The sequence below is a fragment of the uncultured Thiothrix sp. genome (assembly GCF_937876535.1).
In the GTDB taxonomy this organism is placed as follows: Bacteria; Pseudomonadota; Gammaproteobacteria; order Thiotrichales; family Thiotrichaceae; genus Thiolinea.
The window spans coordinates 79418-103845 of record NZ_CALFHZ010000005.1 but is presented as its reverse complement, the minus strand read 5'-3'; the positions used below and the strand labels follow the sequence as shown (position 1 = coordinate 103845).

Here is a 24428-nt window from a genome sequence, read left to right as displayed (position 1 = left end):
AAGAGCAGATGGAAACACCTGCTCTTGGTTTGGTGCTAAGTTTTTTAATAATAATTAAAAAGACTGGCTAATAATTATGAAAAAGTCGCTAAAGCAAGCAATTACTAGGAGTATTGGGGTTCTTCTGGTTGCGCAGACCGGTTACTCATTAGCAGCAACCACACCAACCGAAGGCGTAGAGTTTAGTATTCGTTGGGACTCAATCAATAGCTTGTATCGAGTCTACATGCGTCCTAATGCCACTCCTTCACCTAGAGACCTTTCCACCACAGCACAAGTGACTATAGTTGCCCCTTATAAGGATGCAACTAGCCTTTTTTCTCCTAGTTCTTTGACTGGTTTACATGATGGTGTGACTTGGTCGACAAGTAGCAGGGTTTATGCACCGAGTGAAAATCCAACGAAAGCCTATTTATCGTTTACTGCTAAAATTGATCTACCTACAGCTTTTCAATGGCAAGCGGGGGTAGAGCAAGAAGTATTTAATTTCAAAAATAGTAGTAAGTGTTTGGGTGCTGTCGAGTTAATGAATAATGCGACTGATCCTTTCAATAAGCCAGATGGAAATTCAAGTAATACTAACCCTGGCAACCAATTCAGCAATACTTATTGGGGTGATGCCAATGACAATGACTACCTTGGTAATTATGGCAGTGTTGCTGATTGTAGCCTGAGTGTTGATACCGATGGTGATGGTTTACTCGACAGCGTAGAAGTCAGTACCACGAAAACTGACCCCTTGAAGGCTGACACCGATGGAGATGGCTTAAGCGATGGGGTGGAAGTGAATACCACACAAACCGATCCGCTGAAAGCCGATACGGATGGCGATACCTTAACGGATGGTTCAGAAGTCAATACCAGTAAAACCGATCCACTGAAGGCAGACACGGATGGTGATACTTTAAGCGATAGTACTGAAGTCAATACGACAAAAACTAATCCTTTGAAAGCCGATACGGATGGCGACACCTTAAGCGACGCCACTGAGCTGAACACCACGAAAACTGATCCCCTGAAAGCGGATACCGATGGCGATGGTTTAAACGATAATACTGAGCTGGCTACTACCAAAACCGACCCGCTCAAAGCTGATAGTGATGGAGATACGCTGACAGATGGTTTTGAGGTCAATACATCTAAAACTGATCCTTTGAAGTTAGATACCGATGGAGATAGTTTGAGTGACAGTAACGAGCTGAACACCACGAAAACCGATCCACTCAAAGCGGATACCGATGGGGATGGTTTAGGTGATGGGGCGGAAATCACTACGACTAAAACCAACCCCTTGAAATTGGATACCGATGGTGATGGTTTGGGGGATATGATTGAGCTAAATACCACTAAAACGGATCCAAACAAACTAGATACCGATGGGGATGGGGTCAATGACAATCTAGAGGTAGGGGCTGATCCTTTAAAGCCACTAGATACTGACCTCGATGGCAAAATCAATGCCCTAGATACCGATGATGATAATGATGGTGTCTTGACTGCTAGCGAAAATTACAATGGTGGTACGCCTGTTGACGATGATACTGATAAAGATACCAAGCCAGATTATTTAGATACGGATGATGATGGTGATGGTAAGTTGTCCGCGACAGAAGGCAATGATCCAAATAAAAATGGTTTACCCGATGATGCAGTTGATAGTGACGGTGATGGCAAAGTCGATTATTTAGATAGTAATGACTCAGACGGCATTAAAGGTGATTCGGATAAGGATGGCTTGACCAATGAGCAAGAACAGCTGATTGGCTCTTTACCTAATGATCCGGATAGCGATAAAGATGGCATTTTGGATGGGCAAGAATTCGGAACTGGTACTAAAGCACGCGATACTGATCTTGATGGCAAGATCGATCTTTTAGACAGTGATGATGACAATGATGGGCTACCTACGGCGAATGAAGATAATAATCTGGATGCTGATAAAAACCCATCGACCCAAGCCTTAGATACAGATAGTGATACTATTCCTAACTACTTGGATAAAGACGATGATGGTGATGGCCTCCTAACCAGTAGTGAGAATTATAACAGTGGCACCCCAGCCGATGATGATACGGATAAGGATGGTAAACCGGATTATCTGGACAAGGATGATGATGGTGATGGCCTATTATCAGCCAACGAAGGCAATGACCCTAACAAGAATGGCTTGCCAGAGGATGCGTTAGATTCTGATAAAGATGGCATCGTCGATTATCTGGATGCGACTGTTGATGTAGTCACTCTACAAGTACGGGTTATGTTGCAAGGTGCTTTTAATAGCCCAACTTTACTGATGCGGGATGATTTACGTGTGAAGGGCTATATCCCTACCAAGCAACCTTATACAGTGAGTCCTTACAGTTACACGGGAGCGGAGTTAGCAAGTACCACACAGTTAGCGGTAACAGGTAATAATGCTCCTGTTGATTGGGTATTAGTTGAATTGCGTTCTAGTGCCAATAGTAAAACGGTTTTACAGAGAAAGGCGGCTTTGGTGCAAAGAGATGGCGATGTGGTTGATGCCAATACAGGTAGCACAACCTTAAGCATCCCTGAGGCTTTCCCAGGGAGTTACTATGTAGCGATACGGCATCGAAATCATCTAGGCGTTATGACTGCTTCCCCCTTAAGCTTAAAAGCAAGCCCTACGTTAGTCGACTTTACCACTGCGAATACAGTGACTTATGGTAATGTCAGTGGTCGTGTGGTTTCAAAAGGCATCAGCTTATTGTGGGCAGGTGATGCGAATATGGATTCTAATCTGATTAGTAATGGGGTTGGCCAAGATACTGGCCCTCTCTATTCCTTAGTCTTAAGTGATCCGGCCAATATCCTGTTCAGCAGTAATTTCATTGTAAATGGTTATTCTACAACTGACTTCACAATGGATGGGCAGACGATTTTCACAGGGCCTAATAATGATGTAAACCTTTTATCCAGCAATGTCTTAGCGAATCCAGGCAATTTGAGTTATAACGCTAACTATATTGTAAGGGCTCAGTTACCTTAACGGGCTAAAACTGCAGATGGGTGATTCCCCATCTGCAGTTCAATGTTAAGTTGTTAATAAGAATTAAAAAAAGTGGTAAATAATGATGAAAAAGTCACTGAAGCAGGCTGTTCTTAGGGGGATTACTTTTCTTCTTGCGGCACAAGCCGGTTATGCGTTGGCAGCAACACCAACTCAAGGGGTAGAGTTTAGTGTGAGATGGGACACCGCTACTAGTGTGTATAAAGTTTATATGCGGCCTCTAACTACTCCAAGTCCTGATACCTCCACCACCTCCCAAGTGACCATTCTAGTACCCCATGCAGATTTACCTAATCGTTTTGTAGTACCTGCCTCTACAATTTCAAGCGCTTTCACAGGGGTGACGTGGTCGAATAGCTCTAAAGTCTATGCACCTACTGAAAATCCAAATTACGACTATTTATCCTTTTCCGCGAATATTACAGATTCCCAAGCCTTTCAATGGGAGGCCGGTGTTGAACAAGAGGTATTTAGTTTTAAAAATACGGGTAAATGCATAGGTTCAGTAGCACTAATTAACAATAGCTCTGATCCTTTTAATATTGAGAAGAACTCGCAAAATACTAATCCTGGGAATGAATTTAGCAGTAATGGCTGGTCAGTTAATGCGGATACTCTGAGCGCTTATGCAGGAAATTATGGGACAGCCGCTGAGGCTGATTGTACCTCCAGTACCGGCAATACGGCTCCAACCACTACCGCAGACACAGCAACCGTAGCCTCTGGTAGTTCTGTTACTATCAATGTCTTAGGTAATGACACTGATGCTAATAACGATACGCTCTATATTCAGCATATGACTGATGGCGATTTCGGTACAGTCACGCTTAAAAGTGGCAAGCTGGTTTATGCTTCCGATCCCGCTTATGTGGGAACCGATACCTTCACTTATTATGCCTCTGATGCCAAAGGTGGGATTACTGCAGGTACAGTCACAGTAACAGTTACTTCAACTAGTACCGGAACAGACACCGACGGTGATGGTTTAACCGATGCTCAAGAAACAACTTTAGGGACTGATCCGGCTGTAGCTGATACTGATTTAGATGGTGTTCCTGATAAGTTTGAAGTGGGCGCTGATGTTACCAAACCGCTGGATACCAATGGTGATGGCAAAATTGATGCTTTAGATACGGATGATGATGGCGATGGCATTCCTACTAAAGATGAAGACAAAAACGCTGATGCAGACAAAAATCCTGCCACTAGTCCCACCGACACCGATAATGATGGAAAGCCGAATTATCTAGATACGGATGATGATGGTGATGGCAAGCTGACTAAAGATGAAGACAATAATACGGATAGCGATGGCAATCCATTGACCAATCCTCGTGATACCGATAGTGATGGGATTCCTGATCCTTTAGACCCAACTGATAGCGCAACGACCAATACAACACCTAAAGCAGCCGCTGATAGTGCGACCGTAGTAGCCGGTAGTTCAGTCACTGTGGATGCCTTAGCCAATGACACTGATGCCGATGGTGATACCTTAACGATTGAAAGTGTGGCGGATGGGGCACACGGTACAGTAGCCATTGTTTCTAATAAGGTGGTTTATACTGCTGATGCTACCTATGCGGGTACGGATAGCTTCAGTTATGTAGCTGCGGATGGTAACGGAGGCAAAAGCACAGGTATTATTACAGTGACGGTCACCACTAAACCAGCCGTCATAGACACTGATGGTGATGGTTTAACCGATGCACAAGAGGCAACTTTAGGAACCAATCCAGCTTCGAAGGACAGTGATGCTGATGGTATTCCTGATAAGTTAGAAGTGGGTGCAGATCTGAATAAACCGAGCGATACGGATGGTGATGGTAAAATCGATGCGTTAGATGACGACGATGACGGTGATGGCAAACTCACTAAAACGGAAGATGACAACACCGATGCAGATGTCAATCCAGCGACTAATCCACGCGATACGGATGGTGATGGGATAGTTGACTATTTAGACGCAAATGATGCGAGTAGCCCGACAGCCGATGATGATGGTGATGGCTTAACTAATGCAGAGGAAGGCAAATTAGGTACCAATCCTAATAAAATCGACTCAGATGGTGATAGTGTTCCTGATAATAAAGAGGTAGGTAGTGATCTCACTAAAGCTTTGGATACCGATGGCGACGGCATTATCAATGCTTTAGATAAAGATGACGACAATGATGGTATCCAAACCATCTACGAAAACTACAAAACTGCCGGTGTACTCAATACTGATACTGATGCGGACGGAATTCCAGACTATTTGGATGCGGATGATGACGGTGATGGAGTCGCAACTAGCAAAGAGATGGCAGATACGAATAATGATGGTAATCCAGCCGATGCTGCCGATGCAGATAAGAATGGTGTACCTGATTATTTAGATAAGCGCTTTATTAATACGGCGGCTAATTCGCAAGTTTCTGTACCAACACTCAGCCAATGGGCACAAGTCTTATTGACGATGCTCTTGGGGGTATTTGCAGTGCGGCGGTTTTCTAAAAAGAATTAAAACCTCGTAAGTAAAACTAGATATAGGGCCATGTTACTGATGTGCATGGCCTTAATTTATGTATGTATAAATAAAATTATTTGACTGTCAAAATGTTGTGGAAATACAACTTGCAATCAAAGCAGGCTATCCATAATCTTAGTACTGTATTTGAAAGCGCTTTTAAAGGGCTATCTATTACCAGTCTTGCATAAACAAGTTAACTGAATCTTTGATCTCTGCGGGTGTTGATAACAAAGTTTAATATAACTAAAGCCTCTAGTCGGTCATCATTTTATAACAAAATAATAACTCGTTGAGCAGTGACTGTTTCCAATTACTAGGTCAAAGGTTTGAGGGCGTACGCATATGAAATTTGTGAAGTGGGTAACTATTTTTTCTGGTTTATTGATGTCTGCGGCTGTCTCCGCACAAACACCGAATTTTTCTTTTCAAGACATTTACGGTAAACAACACCAATTTTCTGAGTATAAGGGCAAGTGGGTGATTGTAAATTACTGGTCTCCACAATGTGGGCCCTGCCTATCTGAAATCCCTGCTTTGAAACAAGTAGCAGCGCAGTACCGTAATGATGTAGTGGTGTTAGGAATGGATGCGGGTGAAACGCCTGATCCAGAGTTGCGCCGGTTCATTCGTCAAAAGGGTATTAATTATACGGTTGTGCCTACTCAAGATAGCACTATGTTTGCTTTAGGCTTAATTTATGGTGTACCTACAACTTATGTTGTTTCACCGCAAGGTAATGTGATTGATACCCATATGGGTGCGGTGACTGTTGAGCAAATCAAAGGTTATTTCGATAAAGAACCGCAAAAGTTTTCTAATAAAGGCGAGGGTGTTGAAAAGCCCTGTACGGAAGGCGTTTGCTAATCTAATCAATCTACCTAATTTAATATTAAAACCCGTGCTTAAAGCACGGGTTTTTTATAGTTTAATTATTTAAGACGTAATACTTGGCCTGGATTAATTTGATAATTAGGCGCTTGTAAATTATTCAAACGAATAATGTCTTTCCAATAAACCCCAGTATTGCGCATGACTTGGAATACTGTGTCGCCACGTTTCACGGTGTAGCTATTGCCGCCAGAATAATTATTAGGTGCGAAAGAGCCACCACTGCTACTTCCACCATTGCTACTACCACCTGTATAAGAGTCATAACTACCACTACTGTTGCCACCATTAGAGCTGGGTGAGCTGTAGTCATAGTTAGTGTTGGAGTTATTGTCGTAATAGTTGGATGGAGCTTTTGGCTGAGTATTGTCGTAGTAGTTTTGGTTATTGCTACTAGAGCCTGAGCCACCATAGTTGTAATAGCCACCATTGTCGGTATTAGAGCCACCGTTACCCGCTTGGCCAGAGTAATCATAACTGGTGCCATTACCATTATTGTTGTTATTGCCATAGGCATAATCGTAGCCGCTGTTATTACCTTGCTGCTGGCCACCAGATTGCCCGCCTTGCTGCCAGCCATATTGTCCCCCTTGCTGACCACCCGAAGCTTGGCCAGCTGGGCAAGCAGGATTGCCGTGGGTATGTGCTAAGCCTTGACCTGGTAATGGGTGGCTATGTACACGACCACAATGTGTATGCGGTACACCACCATTATTATTGCCCGGATTATAGTTCTGTTGTGGATAATTAGGGCGTGGAGGAACATACGTATTGCCACCCCCATTATAACCCCCGCTGTATCCACCACCTGTATAGCCAGAACCAGTTCCACCGTAGCCGCTACCTGTGGCATGGGTATGCCGTAAACCCGTGCTAGGTAAAGCATGTGAGTGTACTTTGCCACCATGTGAGTGAGTCACAGGTGCTTTAGTCGCGCCACCCCCGCCACCGTAGTTATCATTATAAGTACTACCATTCGTACCCGATGAGCCATAAGGCGAATAGCCTGGAGCACAAGCTGTCATTGTTAACATGACTACGGAGCTTGCTGCGAGAAGCTTAATTGTTCTGTCCATGAGATACACCTGTGTTATTTAAACGCTTAAAAAGAGAGCAGCTACATTGCAAACAGCTAAACCAGTCGAGGCTACGAACCAAACCTTTCAAAACACGTTGGGGTTTGTGCAGACACTGAGCTCTGCGCCAAGAAAGAACGTGCTCCCAATTCGATAATGTCCGTAATTATAAATGGAATCAAGACTGTTGATAATGCACACTACGCAATCACTATACTTTTAGTGGTGTTTTAGCTAAGAGTGCATGCCCAGAAAACACCTTAAGTCACTCTTAAATTTGCATGGATACTTTGTCGTTTAAACCACAGAAAAGTTTCAGCATCCATTCATTTTCCTTAGAAAAACCCTTAATTACGCACTAAAGGTACAAACTGCACCGCTTCAATAATCTGTTCTTGATACTCTTCTTCAGTTTGACGGGTAATTACTTTAAGGAGTTGTGTCTCCCCTTGTTTGCCAGTGGGAATAATCAGACGTGCGCCAAGCGCGAGCTGTTCTAAGAGTGCTTTGGGGATTTCTTCTGGGGCGGCAGTTACTAAAATGCCATCAAAAGGTGCTTCATAGCTTACCCCCCAGCTACCATCACTTAAGCTGGTGCGAATATTGCGATAGCCTAATTCATCCAATAACTGACGGGCTTGTTTATACAGGGCTTGAATCCGTTCTACGGTATAGATTTTGGGAATCAATTTGCCAAGAATGGCCGCTTGATAACCTGAACCTGTACCGACTTCTAAGACTTTTTCTAAAGGCTGTTCAGTTGCCAATAGTAATTCGGTCATCCGTGCCACTATATAGGGCTGAGAAATCGTCTGCCCATGACCAATAGGTAAAGCGGTATCTTCATAAGAGCGCGTAGCCAGTGCCTGATCCATAAATAAATGTCTAGGCACTTTGCGCATGACTTCAAGCAATGCTTCATTTTTGATCCCTTGCTCACGCAAGCGTTGAATCATGCGATCTCGGGTGCGTTGAGAAGTCATGCCGATGCCTTCGATGGCTAATCTAGTCAGCGCCATGAGTTTGCTCCTCTAGCCATTGCTGGGTACAGACTAGGGCTTGGTAACGAGTTAAATCGCTCTGAATCGGTGTAATAGAAATATATCCTTGATCGACGGCATGAAAATCAGTACCTTCACCTGCTTCTGCAATCCCGCCTACCGCACCGACCCAGAATATTTCTCGACCCCGAGGATCAGTGGTACGAATCGCTGGTTCTGAATAATGACGTTTCCCTAAGCGGGTTACCTTAAAGCCACGTATCTGCTCCCAAGCTAAATTCGGCACATTAATGTTTAAAATCATATGGCTGCGATCAGGATAGCTTTGTGTCAGCGGTAGTAAATGTAACACCGCATTAACGGCAGTTTGTAAATGGCGAGTGTCACTTGAATTCATCGAGACAGCCAACGACGGATAGCCTAAATGCCGGCCTTCCATCGCTGCTGCGACTGTACCAGAATAAAGCACATCATCACCCATATTAGGCCCTGAATTGATACCGGAAATCACAATATCCGGCGGGTTGTCATACAATCCGGTTAAGCCTAAATGTACGCAGTCGGTTGGTGTTCCATTTACGCTATATAAGTTATCGCCTTGTTGGCGTAAGCGGAGCGGATTGAGTAAGGTAAGCGAGTTGCTAGCACCACTGCGGTCGCGGTCAGGTGCAACCGTAATCACCTGATGCTGCGCAGAGAGGGCGAGGCGTAAAGCAGTGAGGCCGGGGGCTTGAAAGCCGTCATCATTGCTCAGCAATATATTCATGATGTCCTAAGCAAACAGTAAATGGATGAAATTAGCAGGAGGATGCTCAATGCAAAACGAACACAAGTCACCTCCCGCTGAGGACTTAGCGTTATTTCGGGAGTCTATGCAGGATGTCGCGCCCCTGCAACCGCTAAATCAAGCGGAACTAGCGATTCATAAGCCGCCTGCAATTCCTTTGAAAACTATTGAAGACGAACAACAAGTATTGTTGGACATGTTTTCGGATGAATATGACCCGACCGAATTGCAACCAGGCGATATGCTCAGCTACTTGCGCCCAGGTGTACAACATCGGGTATTTAATAAGTTACGGCGTGGTGAATATCGAGTTGCGGCTGAGTTAGATTTGCATGGTTTGAATATCCGTCAATCACAGGCTTATTTAGCCGAATTTTTGGTGACAGTTTATCCTTTACAAGGCGAATGTGTACGTATCATTCATGGGAAGGGCAATCGCTCTAATCATCGCGGTCCGGTACTCAAAACCAAAGTGAATCATTGGTTGCGCCAACATGATCGTGTACAAGCTTTTCATTCAGCGCGCCCAGTGGATGGGGGCACAGGCGCTGTTTACGTTTTATTGAAGCGCTAAAATACTTGGTTAGGTTTAGCAGGCTAGGAAAGAGCATTTTACAAAGCTTATGTGCAAAACTTAATAAAAAGGGGGCATAATATACCCTTTGTCTTTCATGTTCTGGACACCTTTGAGAATGAATAAAAAACTCAGTTTAACGATAGCAACTCTATTATCAGTTGGGGCTTTATTAGCAGCTTGTGGTGATAAAGCGGCTACCACTAATACAAGTACAACGACAGCTACTGAAACTAAAGCTGCCGAACCTGCAGCGACTAGTACAACTGCAACCCCTACTGAAGCGGCTAAACCGGCAGAAGCTCCAGCGACTGAAGCAGCCAAGTCTGCTGATCCTGCGACCACAGCAGTGAGTCCTGAACCGGCCGCTGCCGCTGCTCCTGCTGCGGGTAGTTCTACTATTACTAGCTTACAATCTAATGATGTGAAAGCAGGTACAGGCGCCGAAGCCGTCGCGGGCAAAACCGTTAGTGTGCACTACACAGGTTGGCTATACGATGAAAAAGCAGCCGACAAACACGGTACTAAATTTGACAGCTCCTATGATCGTGATGAACCCTTTGAGTTTTCTTTAGGCGGTGGTCAAGTGATCCAAGGTTGGGATCAAGGTGTCGCTGGGATGAAAGTGGGCGGTCAACGTACTTTAACTATTCCCGCCAGTTTAGCTTACGGCGAAACGGGTGCCGGTGGTGGCTTAATCCCACCGAATGCAACCCTAGTCTTTGATGTTGAACTCTTAGACGTTAAATAAGCTGTAATCAAGCAAACAGAGCTAGTGATTTAATTGCTAGCTCTGCTAAAAATTAAAATAAATTTTCTATTTTCTTGCCTATTTAAAATTCTTCTATCTCTATCGGCCAAATTACTCTCTCTTTTGGGTAAGGTCAGGTTCGCAAGTACTTGCGTTACACTGCATAAATGGCAAGATTATTTATTTCCGCAGCACATAAATCTTCTGGCAAAACTACTTTGTCTATTGGCCTCTGCGCGGCTTGGCAGCAGCAAGGTTTGCGCGTTCAGCCTTTTAAAAAAGGCCCTGATTATATTGATCCTTTGTGGCTCACGGCTGCTAGCCAGCAGGCTTGTCATAATCTGGATTTTAATACTTCTAGCCAGCATGAAATCCTGCATTGCATCCAGCATTATGGGCAAAGTGCTGACTTAAGCCTGATTGAAGCGAATAAAGGCTTATATGATGGCTTGTCTTTAGACGGTTCAGATAGCAATGCAGCCCTTGCCAAATTACTGCAAGCACCTGTGGTATTAGTCTTAGATACCCGTGGCATGACCCGCGGGATTGTGCCGATTTTGCTCGGGCATGTAGCCTTTGATCGGGAAGTGAATATCGCTGGGGTGATTTTAAATCGGGTGGGTGGGGCACGTCACGCCACTAAATTACGTCAAGCCGTCGAGTATTTTACGGATGTTCCAGTATTGGGTGCGGTACAAGATGCTGCTGATATGCAGATTGAAGAGCGCCATTTAGGTCTGATGCCGAGCAATGAGCAAGTCGATGCTGAGCAACAAATTGCTCGCATTCGCGCTTTAGTGGCTGAGCAGGTTGAGTTAACTAAGCTTTTTACACTGGCTCAACAAGCGCCGAGTTTGCCGACTGTCATGCAGCCTGGGATTGGCAAATCATTTGCCAATCCCAGCAAACTACGCATTGGTATTTGCCAAGATGCTGCCTTTGGGTTTTATTATCCGGGCGATTTGGAAGCTTTGCAGCAAGCCGGTGCTGAGTTAGTGCCGATTAATACCTTGCAGGATACGCAGTTACCGAGCATTGATGGTCTTTTCATTGGTGGCGGCTTTCCTGAAACCCAGATGCAGCAATTGGAAGCTAATCGCAGTATGCGTGCCTCTATTCGTCAGGCGATTGAAGCCGGTTTACCTACTTATGCAGAGTGTGGCGGTTTAATGTATTTAGCGCGTAGTTTGCACTGGCGTGGACAGCGCGCCGAGATGGTTGGCATTATTCCAGGGGATGCCATGATGTATCCTAAGCCACAAGGCCGCGGTTATGTATATTTGGAGGAAACCCCAGCGATGCCTTGGCCAAGGCTGACCACGGATATAAAGGTGCCAGCGCATGAATTCCATTATTCGCGCCTAGAGAATTTAAGCGAGCAAGGCCATTACGCTTACAAAGTCCTGCGGGGTCAAGGGATTGATGGCGCGCATGATGGTTGGGTGTATAAAAATCTGTTAGCGTCTTATACCCATTTGCGCCATACCCAAGCCTATCCTTGGGCACAACGCTTTATGGAGTTTGTGCGGCAGCAAAGACAAGTGAGGAAACAAGCGGCATGATGACGATTACGCCGGAGGCGGCAAAGCAAATTCAATTGTCCGCCCAGCACTCACAAGCACAGGGTTTACCTTTAAGAATTGCGGCTGAGCGTAAAGCAGATGGGCATTTTCATTACCAAATGGGTTTTGATGAGGTTCAACAAGTCGGTGATGTAGTCTTTGCACAGGAGGGTGTCAGTGTGATTATTGATGCGGTCTCTGCCCGCTTATTAAAAGGCGCTTGGTTGGATTTTGTCGATTTGGAGGGGCGTCTGGAGTTTGTCTTTATGAATCCGAATGATCCCCATTATCGCCCCCCTCAGGTTTGAAACCTATGGGCAGTAGTATTGACAGCCCTCAAACAGACCTAGCTGTTGAGTCTACCAATAATGCGCGTCCCGTCGGTTTGCGCGCTCAATCCTTGAATAAACCACAAAGCAGTAAACCGGTTATTGCCTTCCCCTTACGTGCTCGTATTGCCCTCACCGTCTTACTCAGTTGGTTTATTGGGATTGGTGCTTTGTATTTTTGGGTCATCCATACCAATGCTAAGGCTGCTTGGATTCCTCCGGTGATGAGTTTGCTTTGGTTGGTTGCGGGTGCTGGCGTACTTACCTTGCTGTATTGGATGTGGTCGGAGTTTGTGCTCTTTGGGACTGACTTATCCCGTTGGGCGCAACAGTTACGCAAGGGTAATTTAACGGTTCGCATGCCCACCTCACGGCGTGGTTGCCCCTCGATTCGCATTCGCGAGCAAATCAATGCGATTACCGACGATTATCAAGCGGTTTCGCGTATGCAGCAGCAACGCTTAAATCGGCAAGAACAGTTTATTGCGCAGAAAAATCATCATCTTAGTGTTTTGTATGATGTCGCTGCGAGTGTCAACCGCTCGAATACTTTAGATGAGTTGCTTAAGGGGTTTCTAACTACTTTACAGGATGTGTTCAAAGCTGAAGCCGTCGCAGTACGCTTATTGGATGCAGAAGGGCAGATGAAGTTAGTCGCCTATGTAGGCTTAGAAAACCATATTGCAGGTTTAGAATCAAAATTACCCCATCCGGATTGTCTCTGTGGGCGTGCTGCGAGTGAGCAGGTGATTATTGCGCGGGAAGATATGCGCCAATGTGGTTTGATTTTAGGCCGGCCGATGTTTAAGCAAGAACGGCAGATTGAAATGCTGGCGATTCCGCTGAGTTACCGCGAGAAAGTGTTAGGTATGTATAACCTATTTGTTTCGCGTGACGAGTTTGTACGCCTTGAAGAAGAACATGAGCTATTAACCAGTATCGGCCAACATTTAGGCATGGCGATTGAAAAAGCCAGTGTGGAAGAAGATGCACGCATGCTCTCGATCATGGAAGAGCGCACACGGATGGCGCATGAGCTGCATGATTCTTTAGCTCAAACTTTGGCAAGCCTACGCTTTAAAGTGCGTTTATTTGATGATTCTTTACAACGCGGTGATCAGAAGATCATCTGGCAAGAGCTAGAGGGCTTAGAAAAGAATATTGATGAAGCTTATGCAGAGTTACGTAGCCTGATTACGCATTTCCGTGCACCGATTGATGGTAAAGGGGTAGTGCGTGCGATAGAAAAGCTGACCGAGCGTTTTAAGCTAGAAACCAATCTGGATGTCTTCTTTTATCACAACTGGAATCTACAAGACTTAGATCGAGATGTGGAAGTTGAAGTGATCCGCATCGTGCAAGAAGCGCTGACCAATGTGCGCAAGCATAGTCAAGCCAGTACCGTGCGGATTCTGATGTATAGTTCAGAAGAAGGCCGTTGCAGTATTTTAGTGGAAGATGATGGAATTGGCTTGCCTGAGCCTTTGCCTGAACCGAATCCAGCCACAGGTGAACATATTGGTATGCGCATTATGCATGAGCGTGCCGAGAAAATTGACGGTGAAATCCAATTTGAAAGTGATCCCGATGAGGGGGGTACTTTAATGCAACTCAGCTTTGATGCGCCACCAGTGCGCCAGCTTTCAGAGTTAGTGGGGAAGCAAGCACATGCGAATTGAGTCAATCTGCAAGGAGGAACTAAAGATGAATGAGAAAATATTGCTGATTGATGATCACACTTTGTTTCGTGCCGGCCTGCAAGATTTGCTGGTGCGGCGGGAAATTGATGTAGTCGCGGCGGTCGGGAGTGGCGAAGAGGGGATTCGCAAGGTTGCTGAGTTGAACCCTGACATTGTGCTCTTAGATATGCGTATGCCGCATATGGATGGCTTAGCCGTTTTGCGGCAATTACGCAAAAATCATCCCACTCTCAAAGTGATTATGCTCACTACGAGTACCAATGAAAATGATTTAGTCGAAGCTTTACGCAGTGGCGCACGCGGTTATTTATTGAAAGATATTGAACCGGATCAATTGGTTGTAGCTTTGCGGGATGTGCTAGCAGGACATACCGCTGTCGCTCCCGAATTAACGCCTGTACTCGCTCGCTTTGTACGTGGCGAAAACGGGGATCTGAATGATGGTAAAGCGGATAATCCCTTCTCAGAACTGACGCCAAGGGAATATGAAATCCTTACTCTGCTAGCAGAAGGGCAAAGTAATAAGGTGATTGCCCGTAACTTAGGCATTTCTGATGGGACAGTAAAGCTGCATGTGAAAGCCATCTTGCGCAAACTCAATGTAAGTTCGCGAATTACGGCTGCGGTAATGGCAGTTGAACATGGTGTACGTGCGAGTGCTTCTGAGGGAAGTTGAAGCCTAAATTATGGCTGCAACCCGTCTGAGGAGAGCAGGCGGATCAATTACTCAATCCGCCAGCCACTATGCAGGATGTAAGTTAGATTCCGCGTAATAGCTCGTTAATGCCAACTTTGCCACGCGTTTTAGCATCGACACGCTTCACGATGACTGCACAATAAAGGCTACATTTGCCATCTGCCGACGGTAAGTTGCCAGAAACCACGACGGAGCCAGCGGGAATACGACCATAGATGATTTCGTCATTCTCACGATCATAAATCCGGGTGCTTTGACCGATATACACACCCATTGATATGACTGAGCCTTCTTCAACGATCACGCCTTCGACCACTTCTGAACGTGCACCAATAAAGCAATTATCCTCGATAATAGTCGGTGCTGCTTGCAATGGTTCTAATACGCCGCCAATGCCTACACCGCCTGACAGATGTACATTCTTACCAATCTGCGCACAAGAGCCTACCGTTGCCCACGTGTCAACCATTGTACCTGTATCAACATACGCGCCAATATTCACATAGGAGGGCATTAATACCGTGCCAGCCGCAATAAAAGAGCCACGCCGAGCGATGGCTTGTGGAACGACCCGAATGCCACTAGCTGCGAATTCTTCGCTGGTCATATCAGCAAATTTAGACGGTACTTTGTCATAGTATTGAGTGCAGCCACCCGCCATTACCACATTGTCATTAATGCGGAAAGAGAGTAGCACAGCCTTTTTCAGCCATTCATTCACTACCCATTTCCCGACCTCTTGGCGTTCTGCAACACGCGCCTTACCGCTATCAAGTAGTGCTAAAGCAGAGTTAACTGCATCACGTGTGGTGGCATCAACATTTTTCGGGGTAATTTCCGCACGGCGCTCAAAAGCGGCTTCGATGGTAGCTTGCAAATCAGACATTGATCTCTCCAAAGCAAATCTCATAACTGTTCAATAACATGGCGGATGCGTTGCGCCGCCTCGATACATTCTTCTTGGGTGGCAACTAAGGCCATGCGCACGCGATTTTGCCCCGGATTACCCGCTGCAGTTTCACGTGATAAATAACTGCCGGGGACAATATGTACATTTGCCCGTGCGACTAGTTCTTTAGTAAAGGCTTGATCATCGATGGGCGTGACTGGCCATAAATAAAAACCCGCATCTGGTTTTTTTACATCCATCACGGGCGACAAAATTTCTAGAACCGCCGCAAACTTAGCTCGATATTGATCACGATTAGCCCGGACATGCGCTTCATCTTTCCAAGCCACTACGCTAGCGGCTTGGAAAGGGGGGGGCATTGCACAGCCATGATAGGTTCGATACAGCAAAAACTTCGCTAAAATCTCCGCATCACCTGCAATAAATCCCGAGCGCATGCCTGGTGCATTCGATCGCTTGGATAAGCTATGAAATACCACACAATGCTTATACGCACTATTCCCCATTTGTGCTGCCGCTTGGAGCAAGCCTACTGGTGGCTTGGTTTCGTCGAAATATAGCTCCGAATAACACTCATCGGAAGCAATCACAAAATTATATTGCTGGGCTAAATTAATCAGCCTTTGTAATTGTGCAATCGACATGACAGCGCCAGTTGGGTTGCCCGGTGTACAGATATACAGTAATTGGCAGCGTTCCCAAAGTTCAGGCGAAACAGCATCAAAAGCGGGGATAAAACCCTGTTCTTCTGTGCAGTTCAGATAAACTGGTTCAGCCCCTGCAAGAAAAGCAGCCCCTTCATAAATTTGATAAAAGGGATTGGGCATGAGTACTGCAGGTTTAGCTTTACGCTCAATAATCGCTTGGGCAAAAGCAAACAAGGCTTCACGGGTACCATTGACGGGTAACACCTGTTGCTCAGGATCAATGGAGCCTGTAGGTAACTGAAAACGTTGCGTAAGCCATGCACTAATGGCTTGGCGTAAATGGGCATCACCCTTAGTTAAGGGATAGGTGGCTAAGCCTTGTAAATGCTCGGTGACTGCTTGATGAATAAAGTCCGGTGTAGGATGTTTAGGCTCGCCAATCGCTAAGGAGACAGCAGGCTGGTTGGCTGGAGCCACACCTTTGAGGAGGTGACGAATTTTTTCAAAGGGGTAGGGGTGAAGCTGGTTTAAATCACTGTTCATGCTAAGGACAGGGGCACAAGTTAGCTAAAAAAACTGAGTATACAGGACAGAAGCGGAAAAAAGAAAAGCCTCCAAAAAGGAGGCTTTTCTATGTGAATTGAACTGCTTATTTCACGCTAGAGAGCATGAAATCAACCGCTGTTTTGACTTCATCATCACTTAAAGCGGCATTCCCACCTTTAGCCGGCATCGCGTTTTTGCCTTTAAGTGAGTTGGTATAGAGCGAGTCCATACCAGCAGCAACCCGTGGTGCCCAAGCAACTTTATCGCCTAGCTTAGGCGCATTGGCAACTCCCATATCATGGCAACTAAAGCATAAAGAGCGATAAATTTGTTCACCATTGATAGCTGGGGTAGGTGCTGCTTGCGTAGCTGGTGCAGCTGTAGTCTGTGTCTGTGTTTGGCTCTGAGCAGCTACAGGAGCAGACTCAGCTGGTTTAGCTGCTTCGGTAGTGGCTGGTGCTGCAGTGGTTGCTGTAGTTGTACTAGCAGCTGGTGTAGCTTCTGCTGGAGCAGTAGCCGTGGCAGTGTTTGCTGCTGGAGCAGTCGTACTTGCACTAGAGTCAATGGTCATTGAGCCTAAAGCAGGGGCGGCAGGCTGAGTAGTTGTACTTGTTTCAGTGGTAGTGGCTGTTGTAGCTGTACTAGCAGCTGGTGCAACTTCTGCTGGAGCAGAATTACTTGCACTGGAGTCAATGGTCATTGAGCCTAAAGCAGGAGCAGTAGGTTGCGCAGTAGCTGTGTTAGCTGTTTCAGTTGCCGGTGACGCAGCCGTTGTAGGCGTGCTGGTGCTTCCGTCGATGCTCATTCCACCTAAAGCAGGTGTTGTTGTTTCAGCAGTACTTGCGCTTGCCTCTGCAGGCTTGGCAGTTTCAGTAGCTACTGCTTCAGTCGTTGCTGGAGCAGCAGTCGGAGTCGATTCGACTGCTGCTTGGGTAGTTTGGGTGGTGGCTTCAGTCGCTGCTGCGGGTTGACTAGCAGCTGTATCTGTTGCGGGTGTAGCAGTTGGCGTAGCTGTCTCTGTAGTAGCTTGAGTTTCAGTGCTAGCGGCAGGTGCAGTTGCTTCGGTTGTGGCTTTTGTAGCTTCCGTTGTTGTAGCAGTTTGAGTTGATTCTGTCGCTGTTGACGTTGTTTCAGTGCTTACTTTCGCGGCTTCAGTGCTAGTAGCCGTTTCAGTGACGGCTTGTACGGTTTCTGTTGTGGCAGTTGCGGCTTGATTAGTAGTATCTATTGCCGCTGGTGTTGCATTCTCTGTCACAGTAGTAGTGGTTTGCGCAGGATCAGCGGCAGCTGGCGCAGTAGTTGCACTCGCTGATTTAGCTACTTCGGTTGTAGTGGCTGTTGATTCAGTTGGTGTGGTAGTGGCAGATTCAGTAACTGGTTTGCTTTCTGCAGTTGTAGCAGTAACACTTGGCGTTACTGGCTCTGTAGTAGCTGATGTACTTGCTTCCGTAGCCGGTTTAGCTGCTTCAGTGGGTGCTGCAGCAGCTTCAGTCGTTGACTTGGCTGCTTCAGTAGAAGCGGGAGCTGCTTGCGTGGCAGTGTCAGTAGTAGCTTTCGCAGACTCCGTGGTTGGAGTCGTAGTGGCGGCCTTCTCGGTTTTCTCGCCACAGCCGCTTAATAAGCCGACTGTAAGGAAAAGGGTAGATATACTGACAACAACCTGTTTCATCGCGTGGCTCCCGGTTCTTATTTAAAACTAGTTAGTTTTTGGGGCTTCAGTGGTGCCTTCTGGTTTTTTGCCTTCAGTTTCTTCATCCCCATCATCTTCAACAGCTGCTTTGGTCGCATCTGCAGCATTAGTGACAGCGTTAGCAGCGCCTTGAGCGGCATCGCTAGCTGCGTCAGCAGTCGCTTTCACTGCTTCTTTAGCACCTTCAGTTACTGCACCCGCAGCAGCAGCGGTGGCAGCAGCAGCGTCTTGAGCAGTTGCTTTTACGGCCTCACCTGCAGCTTGAGCAGTATCCTTTACCGCTTCACCAGCGGCTTGGCCTGCGTTTTGTGCTGCATCTAAAGTAGTTTTAGCTGCTTCACTAGTGGCTTCTACTGCAGTAGCAGCAGCATCTTTTACAGTTTCAGCTGCATTAGTGGCAGCGGCAGCTGTAGCCTTAGCAGCATCTTCAGTAGCTTTAGCAGCAGCATCAGCTGTTGCTTTGGCTGCTTCAGCGGTCGCGTCAGCGGCTTTTGTAGTAGCATCCGCAGCTTTTTCAGTCGCTGCTGCAGCGTCTTGTGCTGCTTTTTCAGTGGTTTGGCTAGGTGCAGCTGTATTTTCAGCTTTCTCACCGCAACCTGCTAACAAACCTAAGGCTAACATTAAAGCGGATAAACTGACGGTAACATTTTTCATAAGATTATTCTCCAAAAATCAAAAAAATAGGTTAAATTAGCCCTAAATTGCCGCTAGCAATCACCTTAAATGCCTGAAAATAGTTAGATTCAGCACACTTTGGTGGGATGTGCGCATCCTAGGGAGCTTTGCTAGAGCTGTCAATTACCGTTCATTAATAGATACGTAGGCTAGTTGCATGAGTTTGCAGATTTTGTGCAGATGCAATAAGACCTAAAGCTAAGTATCTGTGATTACTGGGATTATAGGTAAAAAAATTCAGGTAAATATCGGTGGGGTGCATGGACGAAACTGCGAAAAACCTTGATTTTCTTCATGTGTTTCGAGGTGGTTTTCAAGGCGTATTGCGTTGGCCGCAATTAGATCAATTATGGGCTACTGTTCTGTATGATTCAAATAGTCAGTGGTATCTGTATGCCGTTGGTGAGGAGCCACCTGAACAGGTAGCAAACTCTGTACAAGTTCAACAGTTTATTCAGGAAGTGGATCGTTTATTGCGGCGTGAACATGCAGAAGACTATTGTGGGATTGTGTATGTGGATAATTTTCAGCAGCCTAGCTTGATTAAAATCTTTGATCCGCATAATTTAGGCACTATGTGTGGAAGTAAAGGTGTACAACCTTTACCGGCTTGGATTATCTCTAAATTAAAACCTATTGATTTGCCGCACACAGTACCCATGCCCCAAAATCGCCGGCGTTGGTGGCAGCAGTTGTTCGCAAGTCATAAATAAGGAAAAAGTTTCGTGTACCTCAGCAATTCCCGTTTAATTAGCCTATTTTTGGCTCTACTGGTTCTTACACTAAGTTTATTATGGTTGTTGGGCAATAAAACTCACTTGGCTAGCTCAAATGCTTTAAATGCTGGCGAAACTGTGCAATTAGCCGCTAGGCAACCCGATACGACTGTGGTTGAAAATGGAGTGAGTCCGATTCCAACCTTAGAGCCAGCCAAAGAAGCTACACCATCTGCAGTTCAAGCAGAATCTTTAGCAACGGCTAAGCCAACGGAAACTCCTAAGTCAGAACCAGTAAGTGTAGCGCCTGCAAAAACGACTGAAGTTGCAGCGATTCCTGACAATTTGGTGTTATCGGAGAAAGAGCTAAAAGCACTATCCACGAAAGAACGGAAACGTTATGAAAAGATGATAGAAAATTTGCGTTCACTACGCGACCAATCTACTCAACTTACCTCTGAGCGTCAGCGTTTAGAACAGCAAATGGTAGAGTTAGAGCAGCGTAATCAAGAGCTGACTAAACAACTTGAGGCAGTACGTCAAACTACTGAGACAGCTACAGCTCCAATTAAGCCCTAATGATTATCCGCCACCATCACCGATGGCGGATTGGCTTACAGCCTTAACGTTGTAAGACAGTGGCGTCGCAGAATTTACCGCTGACCAAGGGTTGCTGTTCAAGGGGATCTTGGTATTTCAGATAGATCAGTTTAGAGACCCGATTGACACAATATTGTGTCACAGGTTTATTTGAGCGTGTTCTCAGACCATTCACAATCTCGCCACAAACCGCTTCCCCATTAAACATGGTTTGACGCATCCGTGCGAAAGGGAATACCCGCTTCTCATTGGTTGGCAAATTCACCGTCATATATAAATAGCCTTCACCACTAAGTGTTTGTAGGTAATGCAGGTTTTTACCATCGGTGCATTTGGCTTCCCACTGCTGGGCAGATGCAGCGCCCGATACCACACATAAAGCCAAGGTCAGCAGCCAAGTTTTTTTCATGGGGATTCTCCTTCTTGATTGTGTTTGGGGTTTAGAAAAGCAACTGAGTCTCAGAAACTTAACATGACTATCAACTATAGACGGGTATTTGTGGATTTGTAACCCATTCACGGTTCAATCACGTTGTTGTTGCAGTTTCTTCAATAAAAATCGTGCAGGATGCAGTTTGTAATAAAGACTCAGTTCAAGCGGTAATGGTTCCCCAGTGATGAGTGCGGCTAATAATTCACTACACAAAGGCGTTGTAGTTAAACCTCGTGAACCGTAGCCCGCACTAATAAATAGACCTGTTTGATAGCGGGCTTGCGGCCAAGTTTTGTACTTAGCCCCATGTTGAATACCAGCATAAGTTTGCCGAAATAAATCAGGGTCAGGTAAAGGCCCAACATAAGGATAGCGATCTGGCGTAGTCATCCGAATGGCTGCATGGCTACTGGCTTTAGTACCTAAATTAGCTGCGAATTCAGGTAGATAGTGTGCTAATTGCTGATAGTTAAGTTCATCATCGCTAGATTTGATGGAGGCTAGTGCTTCCCCACGCTCAAAGCTCGCACCAAAAATATGTTGACCTGCAATGGCAGGGGTTAAATAGCCTTCATGCCCTAAAGAGAGTTGGAGTTGACTAGTGTAAACGTTGGCTACTGCTTGAGTAGTTTGCCCTCGTACTGGCAAAAACGGGAGGAAATTGCTTTGGGTAAACTGAGCTACATCTTTGCCATTCGCTAATACAACGACAGCCGATTCAGCGATCAATTCATTGGCTGCATTCAGCACTTGCCAAGTTTCTTGCGCTGTTTGGATAAGATGCAAGGCTTCAGTTTGGGTTTGCAGCTTAATTAAAGGATGTTGAGTGAGTGCTTTACATAAGCTGCGTGGATATAAATAACCTGCTTTTGGAAAGTAACTGCCGCCCATTGCTAGTTGAATCCCAGCTAAGCTCGAAGCTTCTGTTGCATCTAGTAGCTGAATAAAATCGCTGGGCAAACCGCGTTCTTCTAAAGCCTGGCAACGCTTGGTTTCACTAGCATTATGCTTGAGTTGTAAAGAGCCGGAGGCAAACCATTCTAACTCTTTGTTTGCAGGCTCTTGAATCAAGCTTTGTAGCTGGCGTGCTGCATATAAAAAGGCTTGCCGATAAAAGCGCTCACCCCAATCCGGTTCAGCAGTCATTTTCGGCGTGAGTACCCCGGCACGATTGCCTGAAGCCTCTTGAGCGATTTCTCTCTGCTGTTCTAGTAGTTGCACCTGCCAGCCACGTAAGGCTAGAGCATAGGCAATTTGACAGCCTGCAACACCTGCACCGATTATGGTGGCAGTCCGTTCTTTAAATTGCGGTGCAGGTAAGCTAAACCAAGCGGCTTCTAAGTGAGTAGCACTTATTCCAGTTAATCTTGCGGTCAACATTTCCCGCTTCTGTCCAAAACCTGTACGTTTTTCCCAAGTAAAGCCTGCAGCTTGTAGATTGCGGCGTACTTGGCCTGCAACCGTAAAGGTAGCTAGCGTACTGTGGGGTTTACTATGTGCAGCGATGGCTTGAAATAGCGGAGCTGACCAAAGTTCTGCGTTTTTCGTAGGGGCGAAGCCATCTAAATACCAAGCATCTACTTTCGCGACTAAATCCTTGAGTGCACTCTCTGCATCTGCAAAGCACAGGGTTAAATTTACTTGATGATTAGCAAACTTAAGCTGATGAAAGCCTGCCAACACAGGGGGGTATTGTAGGAGAAGTTCCTGTGTAAGTTTGTCTAATTCTGGCCAAGTCGCTAATAGCTCAGCCAGTTGAGCTTTCGGAATGGGGTGTTTTTCAAAAGAAATATAATGGAGGCTTGTGCAGTGTTTCGGATCATTTTGCCAAGTTTGCCACGTGGCTAAAAAATTTAAACCAGTACCAAAGCCTGTTTCAGCGATGATGAATTGATCCTTGCCTTGCCAAGCTTCAGGTAGCTGATTGCCTTGTAGAAACACATGGCGAGTTTCGTCTAAACCACTTTCACGAGAGAAATAGCGATCACCGTAATCAGTTGCGAAGGGCAAACCATTCACATCAAGTTCAATTTTTGCAGGGTAAATTTCGGGCAACATAAAATTTAATGTTTGAGTTTGACGCTCAAATCTCGTGCTGAAGTTTTTGGCAGGCTATAAAAATACTTTACTCAACCTTAGCTTAGCAACTTCCTAAGGCGCTAGTAGACTTGTTTTCGATAAAAACTATTAGAAAATTTAATTTTCAATCGAAAATAAAGATTAGCGACTTAATAGGGGCTTGTTATATAAAGCCATGATTTTTCAGGAAGCATTGAATGCGGCTAAATCTGTGTGATCTTGACAAGCGTAGATTTTGTGTGCTTTGCAGCATAAAGTAGAGAGATGCCAAAGATGAGAAAGAGACTGTCCCAATGGATTTGTGTGCAGTTTTTAATATGTGTGACAGGAGTGTCATTCACTACTACTACTCAAGCAGGTTTAAGAACCTGTGATCAAAATAGCCCGACGATCATTCGCCAAAAAGCGAGTGCTTATCAAAACCTGATCAATGCAGTCTCACTGCAATATGGCGTCAGTGCCGATCTTATTCAAGCGGTGATCACGGCTGAGACTTGTTTCCGTCCAACTGCAGTGTCCCATAAAGGTGCTTATGGCTTAATGCAACTAATGCCTGCCACCGCCCGCCGGTTCGGAGCCACCGATAAAAGTGTGACGCACAATGTGCATGCAGGCACACGGTATTTGCGCTGGTTATTAGATCGTTATGATGGCAGCATCTATCATGCAGTAGCGGCCTATAATTCAGGGGAAGGCACTGTAGATCAATATGGTTGGAATGTGCCTTATCAAGAAACACGCCGTTATTTAGTACAGGTATTAAATGCTTATCGCAAATTAGCTAATCGCAATAGCCAAGTCTTGTTTGCCCCCAATTTAGCTGCTGCTGCCCAGTTTCAACGGGCTAGTTTGATTGAAGATCAACTGTACCCCGTTGCGGCTGAATCTGAAGCAGAAGTGACAGAACCAGTGATTACTGGTAAGTACTTACGATCGAGTAGCGTTGAACGTATTCTCACCCCTAAGTCCGTCGAAAAACGCCTGCTCCCTAGCTGTAAATCAGCCTCCAAAAAGCTCAATAAGTCCACCTCCTACAAAGATAAAAAAGGCATTCGCACCTTCTTCTACACCGTCAAAGATAATGATTCCATTGACCGCATCAGTAAGGTCACAGGTTCCTCGAAAATCATGATCAAGCGCTATAATGACATGGAAGAAAAACGTGCAGTGATTAAACCTGAGCAGGTGCTCAAGGTTTCTGAATGCAGTTTGGAATGAAAGAAT

The 24428-nt window shown here is 45.6% G+C and carries 21 protein-coding genes; 12 read left to right on the top strand and 9 right to left on the bottom strand.

Annotated elements, in window-relative coordinates; genetic code table 11:
• Window positions 1-76: 76 nt before the first annotated feature.
• From Q0230_RS01790 to Q0230_RS01780, 3 genes are all read left to right on the top strand, one after another.
• On the top strand, window positions 77-3010 hold the full coding sequence (locus Q0230_RS01790; protein WP_298607547.1) for a hypothetical protein: 2934 nt from the start codon (window positions 77-79) through the stop codon (window positions 3008-3010).
• Window positions 3011-3092: 82 nt separating this feature from the next.
• Window positions 3093-5537, top strand: a complete 2445-nt coding sequence (locus Q0230_RS01785; RefSeq protein ID WP_298607545.1) for an IPTL-CTERM sorting domain-containing protein — start codon at window positions 3093-3095, stop codon at window positions 5535-5537.
• A gap of 348 nt (window positions 5538-5885) precedes the next feature.
• Entirely contained in the window at window positions 5886-6407 is a 522-nt protein-coding gene (locus Q0230_RS01780) for a TlpA disulfide reductase family protein (RefSeq protein WP_298607543.1), read from the top strand.
• Between the two features lie 65 nt (window positions 6408-6472).
• Here Q0230_RS01780 and Q0230_RS01775 read toward each other — a convergent pair whose 3' ends face one another.
• The 3 genes from Q0230_RS01775 to surE all read right to left on the bottom strand — a co-directional run bounded on the left by Q0230_RS01775 (window position 6473) and on the right by surE (window position 9274).
• Window positions 6473-7507, bottom strand: coding sequence for a LysM peptidoglycan-binding domain-containing protein (locus tag Q0230_RS01775; protein WP_298607542.1), 1035 nt, complete (start codon window positions 7505-7507; stop codon window positions 6473-6475).
• 347 nt (window positions 7508-7854) lie between these two features.
• Window positions 7855-8526, bottom strand: coding sequence for a protein-L-isoaspartate(D-aspartate) O-methyltransferase (locus tag Q0230_RS01770; protein WP_298607541.1), 672 nt, complete (start codon window positions 8524-8526; stop codon window positions 7855-7857).
• Window positions 8513-9274 (bottom strand): 5'/3'-nucleotidase SurE, encoded by a 762-nt coding sequence (gene surE / locus Q0230_RS01765; protein ID WP_298607540.1) that lies wholly within the window; start codon window positions 9272-9274, stop codon window positions 8513-8515. Before surE ends, Q0230_RS01770 begins: the two co-directional genes overlap by 14 nt.
• Window positions 9275-9323: 49 nt before the next feature.
• Between surE and Q0230_RS01760 the strand changes: the two genes are divergently transcribed.
• The 6 genes from Q0230_RS01760 (at window position 9324) to Q0230_RS01735 (ending at window position 14887) form a co-directional block, all read left to right on the top strand.
• A complete protein-coding gene (locus tag Q0230_RS01760) occupies window positions 9324-9869 on the top strand; it encodes a Smr/MutS family protein (RefSeq protein ID WP_298607539.1) in 546 nt (181 codons plus the stop codon).
• A 400-nt stretch (window positions 9870-10269) separates the two neighbouring features.
• A complete protein-coding gene (locus tag Q0230_RS19655) occupies window positions 10270-10620 on the top strand; it encodes an FKBP-type peptidyl-prolyl cis-trans isomerase (RefSeq protein WP_367274121.1) in 351 nt (116 codons plus the stop codon).
• Between the two features lie 167 nt (window positions 10621-10787).
• A complete protein-coding gene (locus Q0230_RS01750) occupies window positions 10788-12182 on the top strand; it encodes a cobyrinate a,c-diamide synthase (RefSeq protein WP_298607535.1) in 1395 nt (464 codons plus the stop codon).
• Window positions 12179-12490: an iron-sulfur cluster assembly accessory protein gene (locus Q0230_RS01745; RefSeq protein WP_298607533.1), complete on the top strand. Its 312-nt coding sequence runs from the start codon at window positions 12179-12181 to the stop codon at window positions 12488-12490. The genes Q0230_RS01750 and Q0230_RS01745 overlap by 4 nt, the downstream gene beginning before the upstream one ends.
• 5 nt (window positions 12491-12495) lie before the next feature.
• Entirely contained in the window at window positions 12496-14190 is a 1695-nt protein-coding gene (locus Q0230_RS01740; RefSeq protein WP_298607532.1) for a histidine kinase, read from the top strand.
• Between the two features lie 25 nt (window positions 14191-14215).
• Window positions 14216-14887 (top strand): response regulator, encoded by a 672-nt coding sequence (locus Q0230_RS01735; protein WP_298607531.1) that lies wholly within the window; start codon window positions 14216-14218, stop codon window positions 14885-14887.
• 82 nt (window positions 14888-14969) lie between these two features.
• On the opposite strand, the gene dapD is transcribed toward Q0230_RS01735, so the two are convergent.
• The 4 genes from dapD to Q0230_RS01715 form a co-directional block, all read right to left on the bottom strand.
• Window positions 14970-15794, bottom strand: a complete 825-nt coding sequence (gene dapD, locus Q0230_RS01730) for a 2,3,4,5-tetrahydropyridine-2,6-dicarboxylate N-succinyltransferase (RefSeq protein WP_298607528.1) — start codon at window positions 15792-15794, stop codon at window positions 14970-14972.
• Window positions 15795-15814: 20 nt separating this feature from the next.
• Window positions 15815-17008, bottom strand: a complete 1194-nt coding sequence (gene dapC, locus Q0230_RS01725) for a succinyldiaminopimelate transaminase (protein ID WP_298607526.1) — start codon at window positions 17006-17008, stop codon at window positions 15815-15817.
• Window positions 17009-17114: 106 nt separating this feature from the next.
• Window positions 17115-18680: a c-type cytochrome gene (locus tag Q0230_RS01720; protein ID WP_298607523.1), complete on the bottom strand. Its 1566-nt coding sequence runs from the start codon at window positions 18678-18680 to the stop codon at window positions 17115-17117.
• Between the two features lie 27 nt (window positions 18681-18707).
• A complete protein-coding gene (locus tag Q0230_RS01715; RefSeq protein ID WP_298607521.1) occupies window positions 18708-19355 on the bottom strand; it encodes a hypothetical protein in 648 nt (215 codons plus the stop codon).
• Between the two features lie 281 nt (window positions 19356-19636).
• Between Q0230_RS01715 and Q0230_RS01710 the strand changes: the two genes are divergently transcribed.
• Window positions 19637-20089: a hypothetical protein gene (locus Q0230_RS01710; RefSeq protein WP_298607519.1), complete on the top strand. Its 453-nt coding sequence runs from the start codon at window positions 19637-19639 to the stop codon at window positions 20087-20089.
• 12 nt (window positions 20090-20101) lie between these two features.
• A complete protein-coding gene (locus tag Q0230_RS01705) occupies window positions 20102-20671 on the top strand; it encodes a hypothetical protein (protein WP_298607517.1) in 570 nt (189 codons plus the stop codon).
• A gap of 43 nt (window positions 20672-20714) precedes the next feature.
• Here Q0230_RS01705 and Q0230_RS01700 read toward each other — a convergent pair whose 3' ends face one another.
• Complete coding sequence (locus Q0230_RS01700; protein WP_298607515.1) at window positions 20715-21101, bottom strand: hypothetical protein; 387 nt, start codon at window positions 21099-21101, stop codon at window positions 20715-20717.
• A gap of 114 nt (window positions 21102-21215) precedes the next feature.
• Window positions 21216-23183, bottom strand: coding sequence for a bifunctional tRNA (5-methylaminomethyl-2-thiouridine)(34)-methyltransferase MnmD/FAD-dependent 5-carboxymethylaminomethyl-2-thiouridine(34) oxidoreductase MnmC (gene mnmC / locus Q0230_RS01695; protein ID WP_298607513.1), 1968 nt, complete (start codon window positions 23181-23183; stop codon window positions 21216-21218).
• A gap of 351 nt (window positions 23184-23534) precedes the next feature.
• On the opposite strand from mnmC, the gene Q0230_RS01690 reads away from it, so the two are divergent.
• A complete protein-coding gene (locus tag Q0230_RS01690) occupies window positions 23535-24422 on the top strand; it encodes a transglycosylase SLT domain-containing protein (RefSeq protein WP_298607510.1) in 888 nt (295 codons plus the stop codon).
• The last annotated feature ends 6 nt before the right edge of the window (window positions 24423-24428 follow it).

Coding starts and splice junctions, on each gene's coding strand:
- Q0230_RS01760 (WP_298607539.1), top strand. CDS start 9,324: ATGCAAAACGAACACAAGTCACCTCCCGCTGAGGACTTAGCGTTATTT.
- Q0230_RS01790 (WP_298607547.1), top strand. CDS start 77: ATGAAAAAGTCGCTAAAGCAAGCAATTACTAGGAGTATTGGGGTTCTT.
- mnmC (WP_298607513.1), bottom strand. CDS start 23,183: ATGTTGCCCGAAATTTACCCTGCAAAAATTGAACTTGATGTGAATGGT.
- Q0230_RS01735 (WP_298607531.1), top strand. CDS start 14,216: ATGAATGAGAAAATATTGCTGATTGATGATCACACTTTGTTTCGTGCC.
- Q0230_RS01775 (WP_298607542.1), bottom strand. CDS start 7,507: ATGGACAGAACAATTAAGCTTCTCGCAGCAAGCTCCGTAGTCATGTTA.
- Q0230_RS01720 (WP_298607523.1), bottom strand. CDS start 18,680: ATGAAACAGGTTGTTGTCAGTATATCTACCCTTTTCCTTACAGTCGGC.
- Q0230_RS01715 (WP_298607521.1), bottom strand. CDS start 19,355: ATGAAAAATGTTACCGTCAGTTTATCCGCTTTAATGTTAGCCTTAGGT.
- surE (WP_298607540.1), bottom strand. CDS start 9,274: ATGAATATATTGCTGAGCAATGATGACGGCTTTCAAGCCCCCGGCCTC.
- Q0230_RS01750 (WP_298607535.1), top strand. CDS start 10,788: ATGGCAAGATTATTTATTTCCGCAGCACATAAATCTTCTGGCAAAACT.
- Q0230_RS01700 (WP_298607515.1), bottom strand. CDS start 21,101: ATGAAAAAAACTTGGCTGCTGACCTTGGCTTTATGTGTGGTATCGGGC.
- Q0230_RS01780 (WP_298607543.1), top strand. CDS start 5,886: ATGAAATTTGTGAAGTGGGTAACTATTTTTTCTGGTTTATTGATGTCT.
- Q0230_RS01770 (WP_298607541.1), bottom strand. CDS start 8,526: ATGGCGCTGACTAGATTAGCCATCGAAGGCATCGGCATGACTTCTCAA.
- Q0230_RS01745 (WP_298607533.1), top strand. CDS start 12,179: ATGATGACGATTACGCCGGAGGCGGCAAAGCAAATTCAATTGTCCGCC.
- Q0230_RS01740 (WP_298607532.1), top strand. CDS start 12,496: ATGGGCAGTAGTATTGACAGCCCTCAAACAGACCTAGCTGTTGAGTCT.
- dapD (WP_298607528.1), bottom strand. CDS start 15,794: ATGTCTGATTTGCAAGCTACCATCGAAGCCGCTTTTGAGCGCCGTGCG.
- dapC (WP_298607526.1), bottom strand. CDS start 17,008: ATGAACAGTGATTTAAACCAGCTTCACCCCTACCCCTTTGAAAAAATT.
- Q0230_RS01710 (WP_298607519.1), top strand. CDS start 19,637: ATGGACGAAACTGCGAAAAACCTTGATTTTCTTCATGTGTTTCGAGGT.
- Q0230_RS01785 (WP_298607545.1), top strand. CDS start 3,093: ATGATGAAAAAGTCACTGAAGCAGGCTGTTCTTAGGGGGATTACTTTT.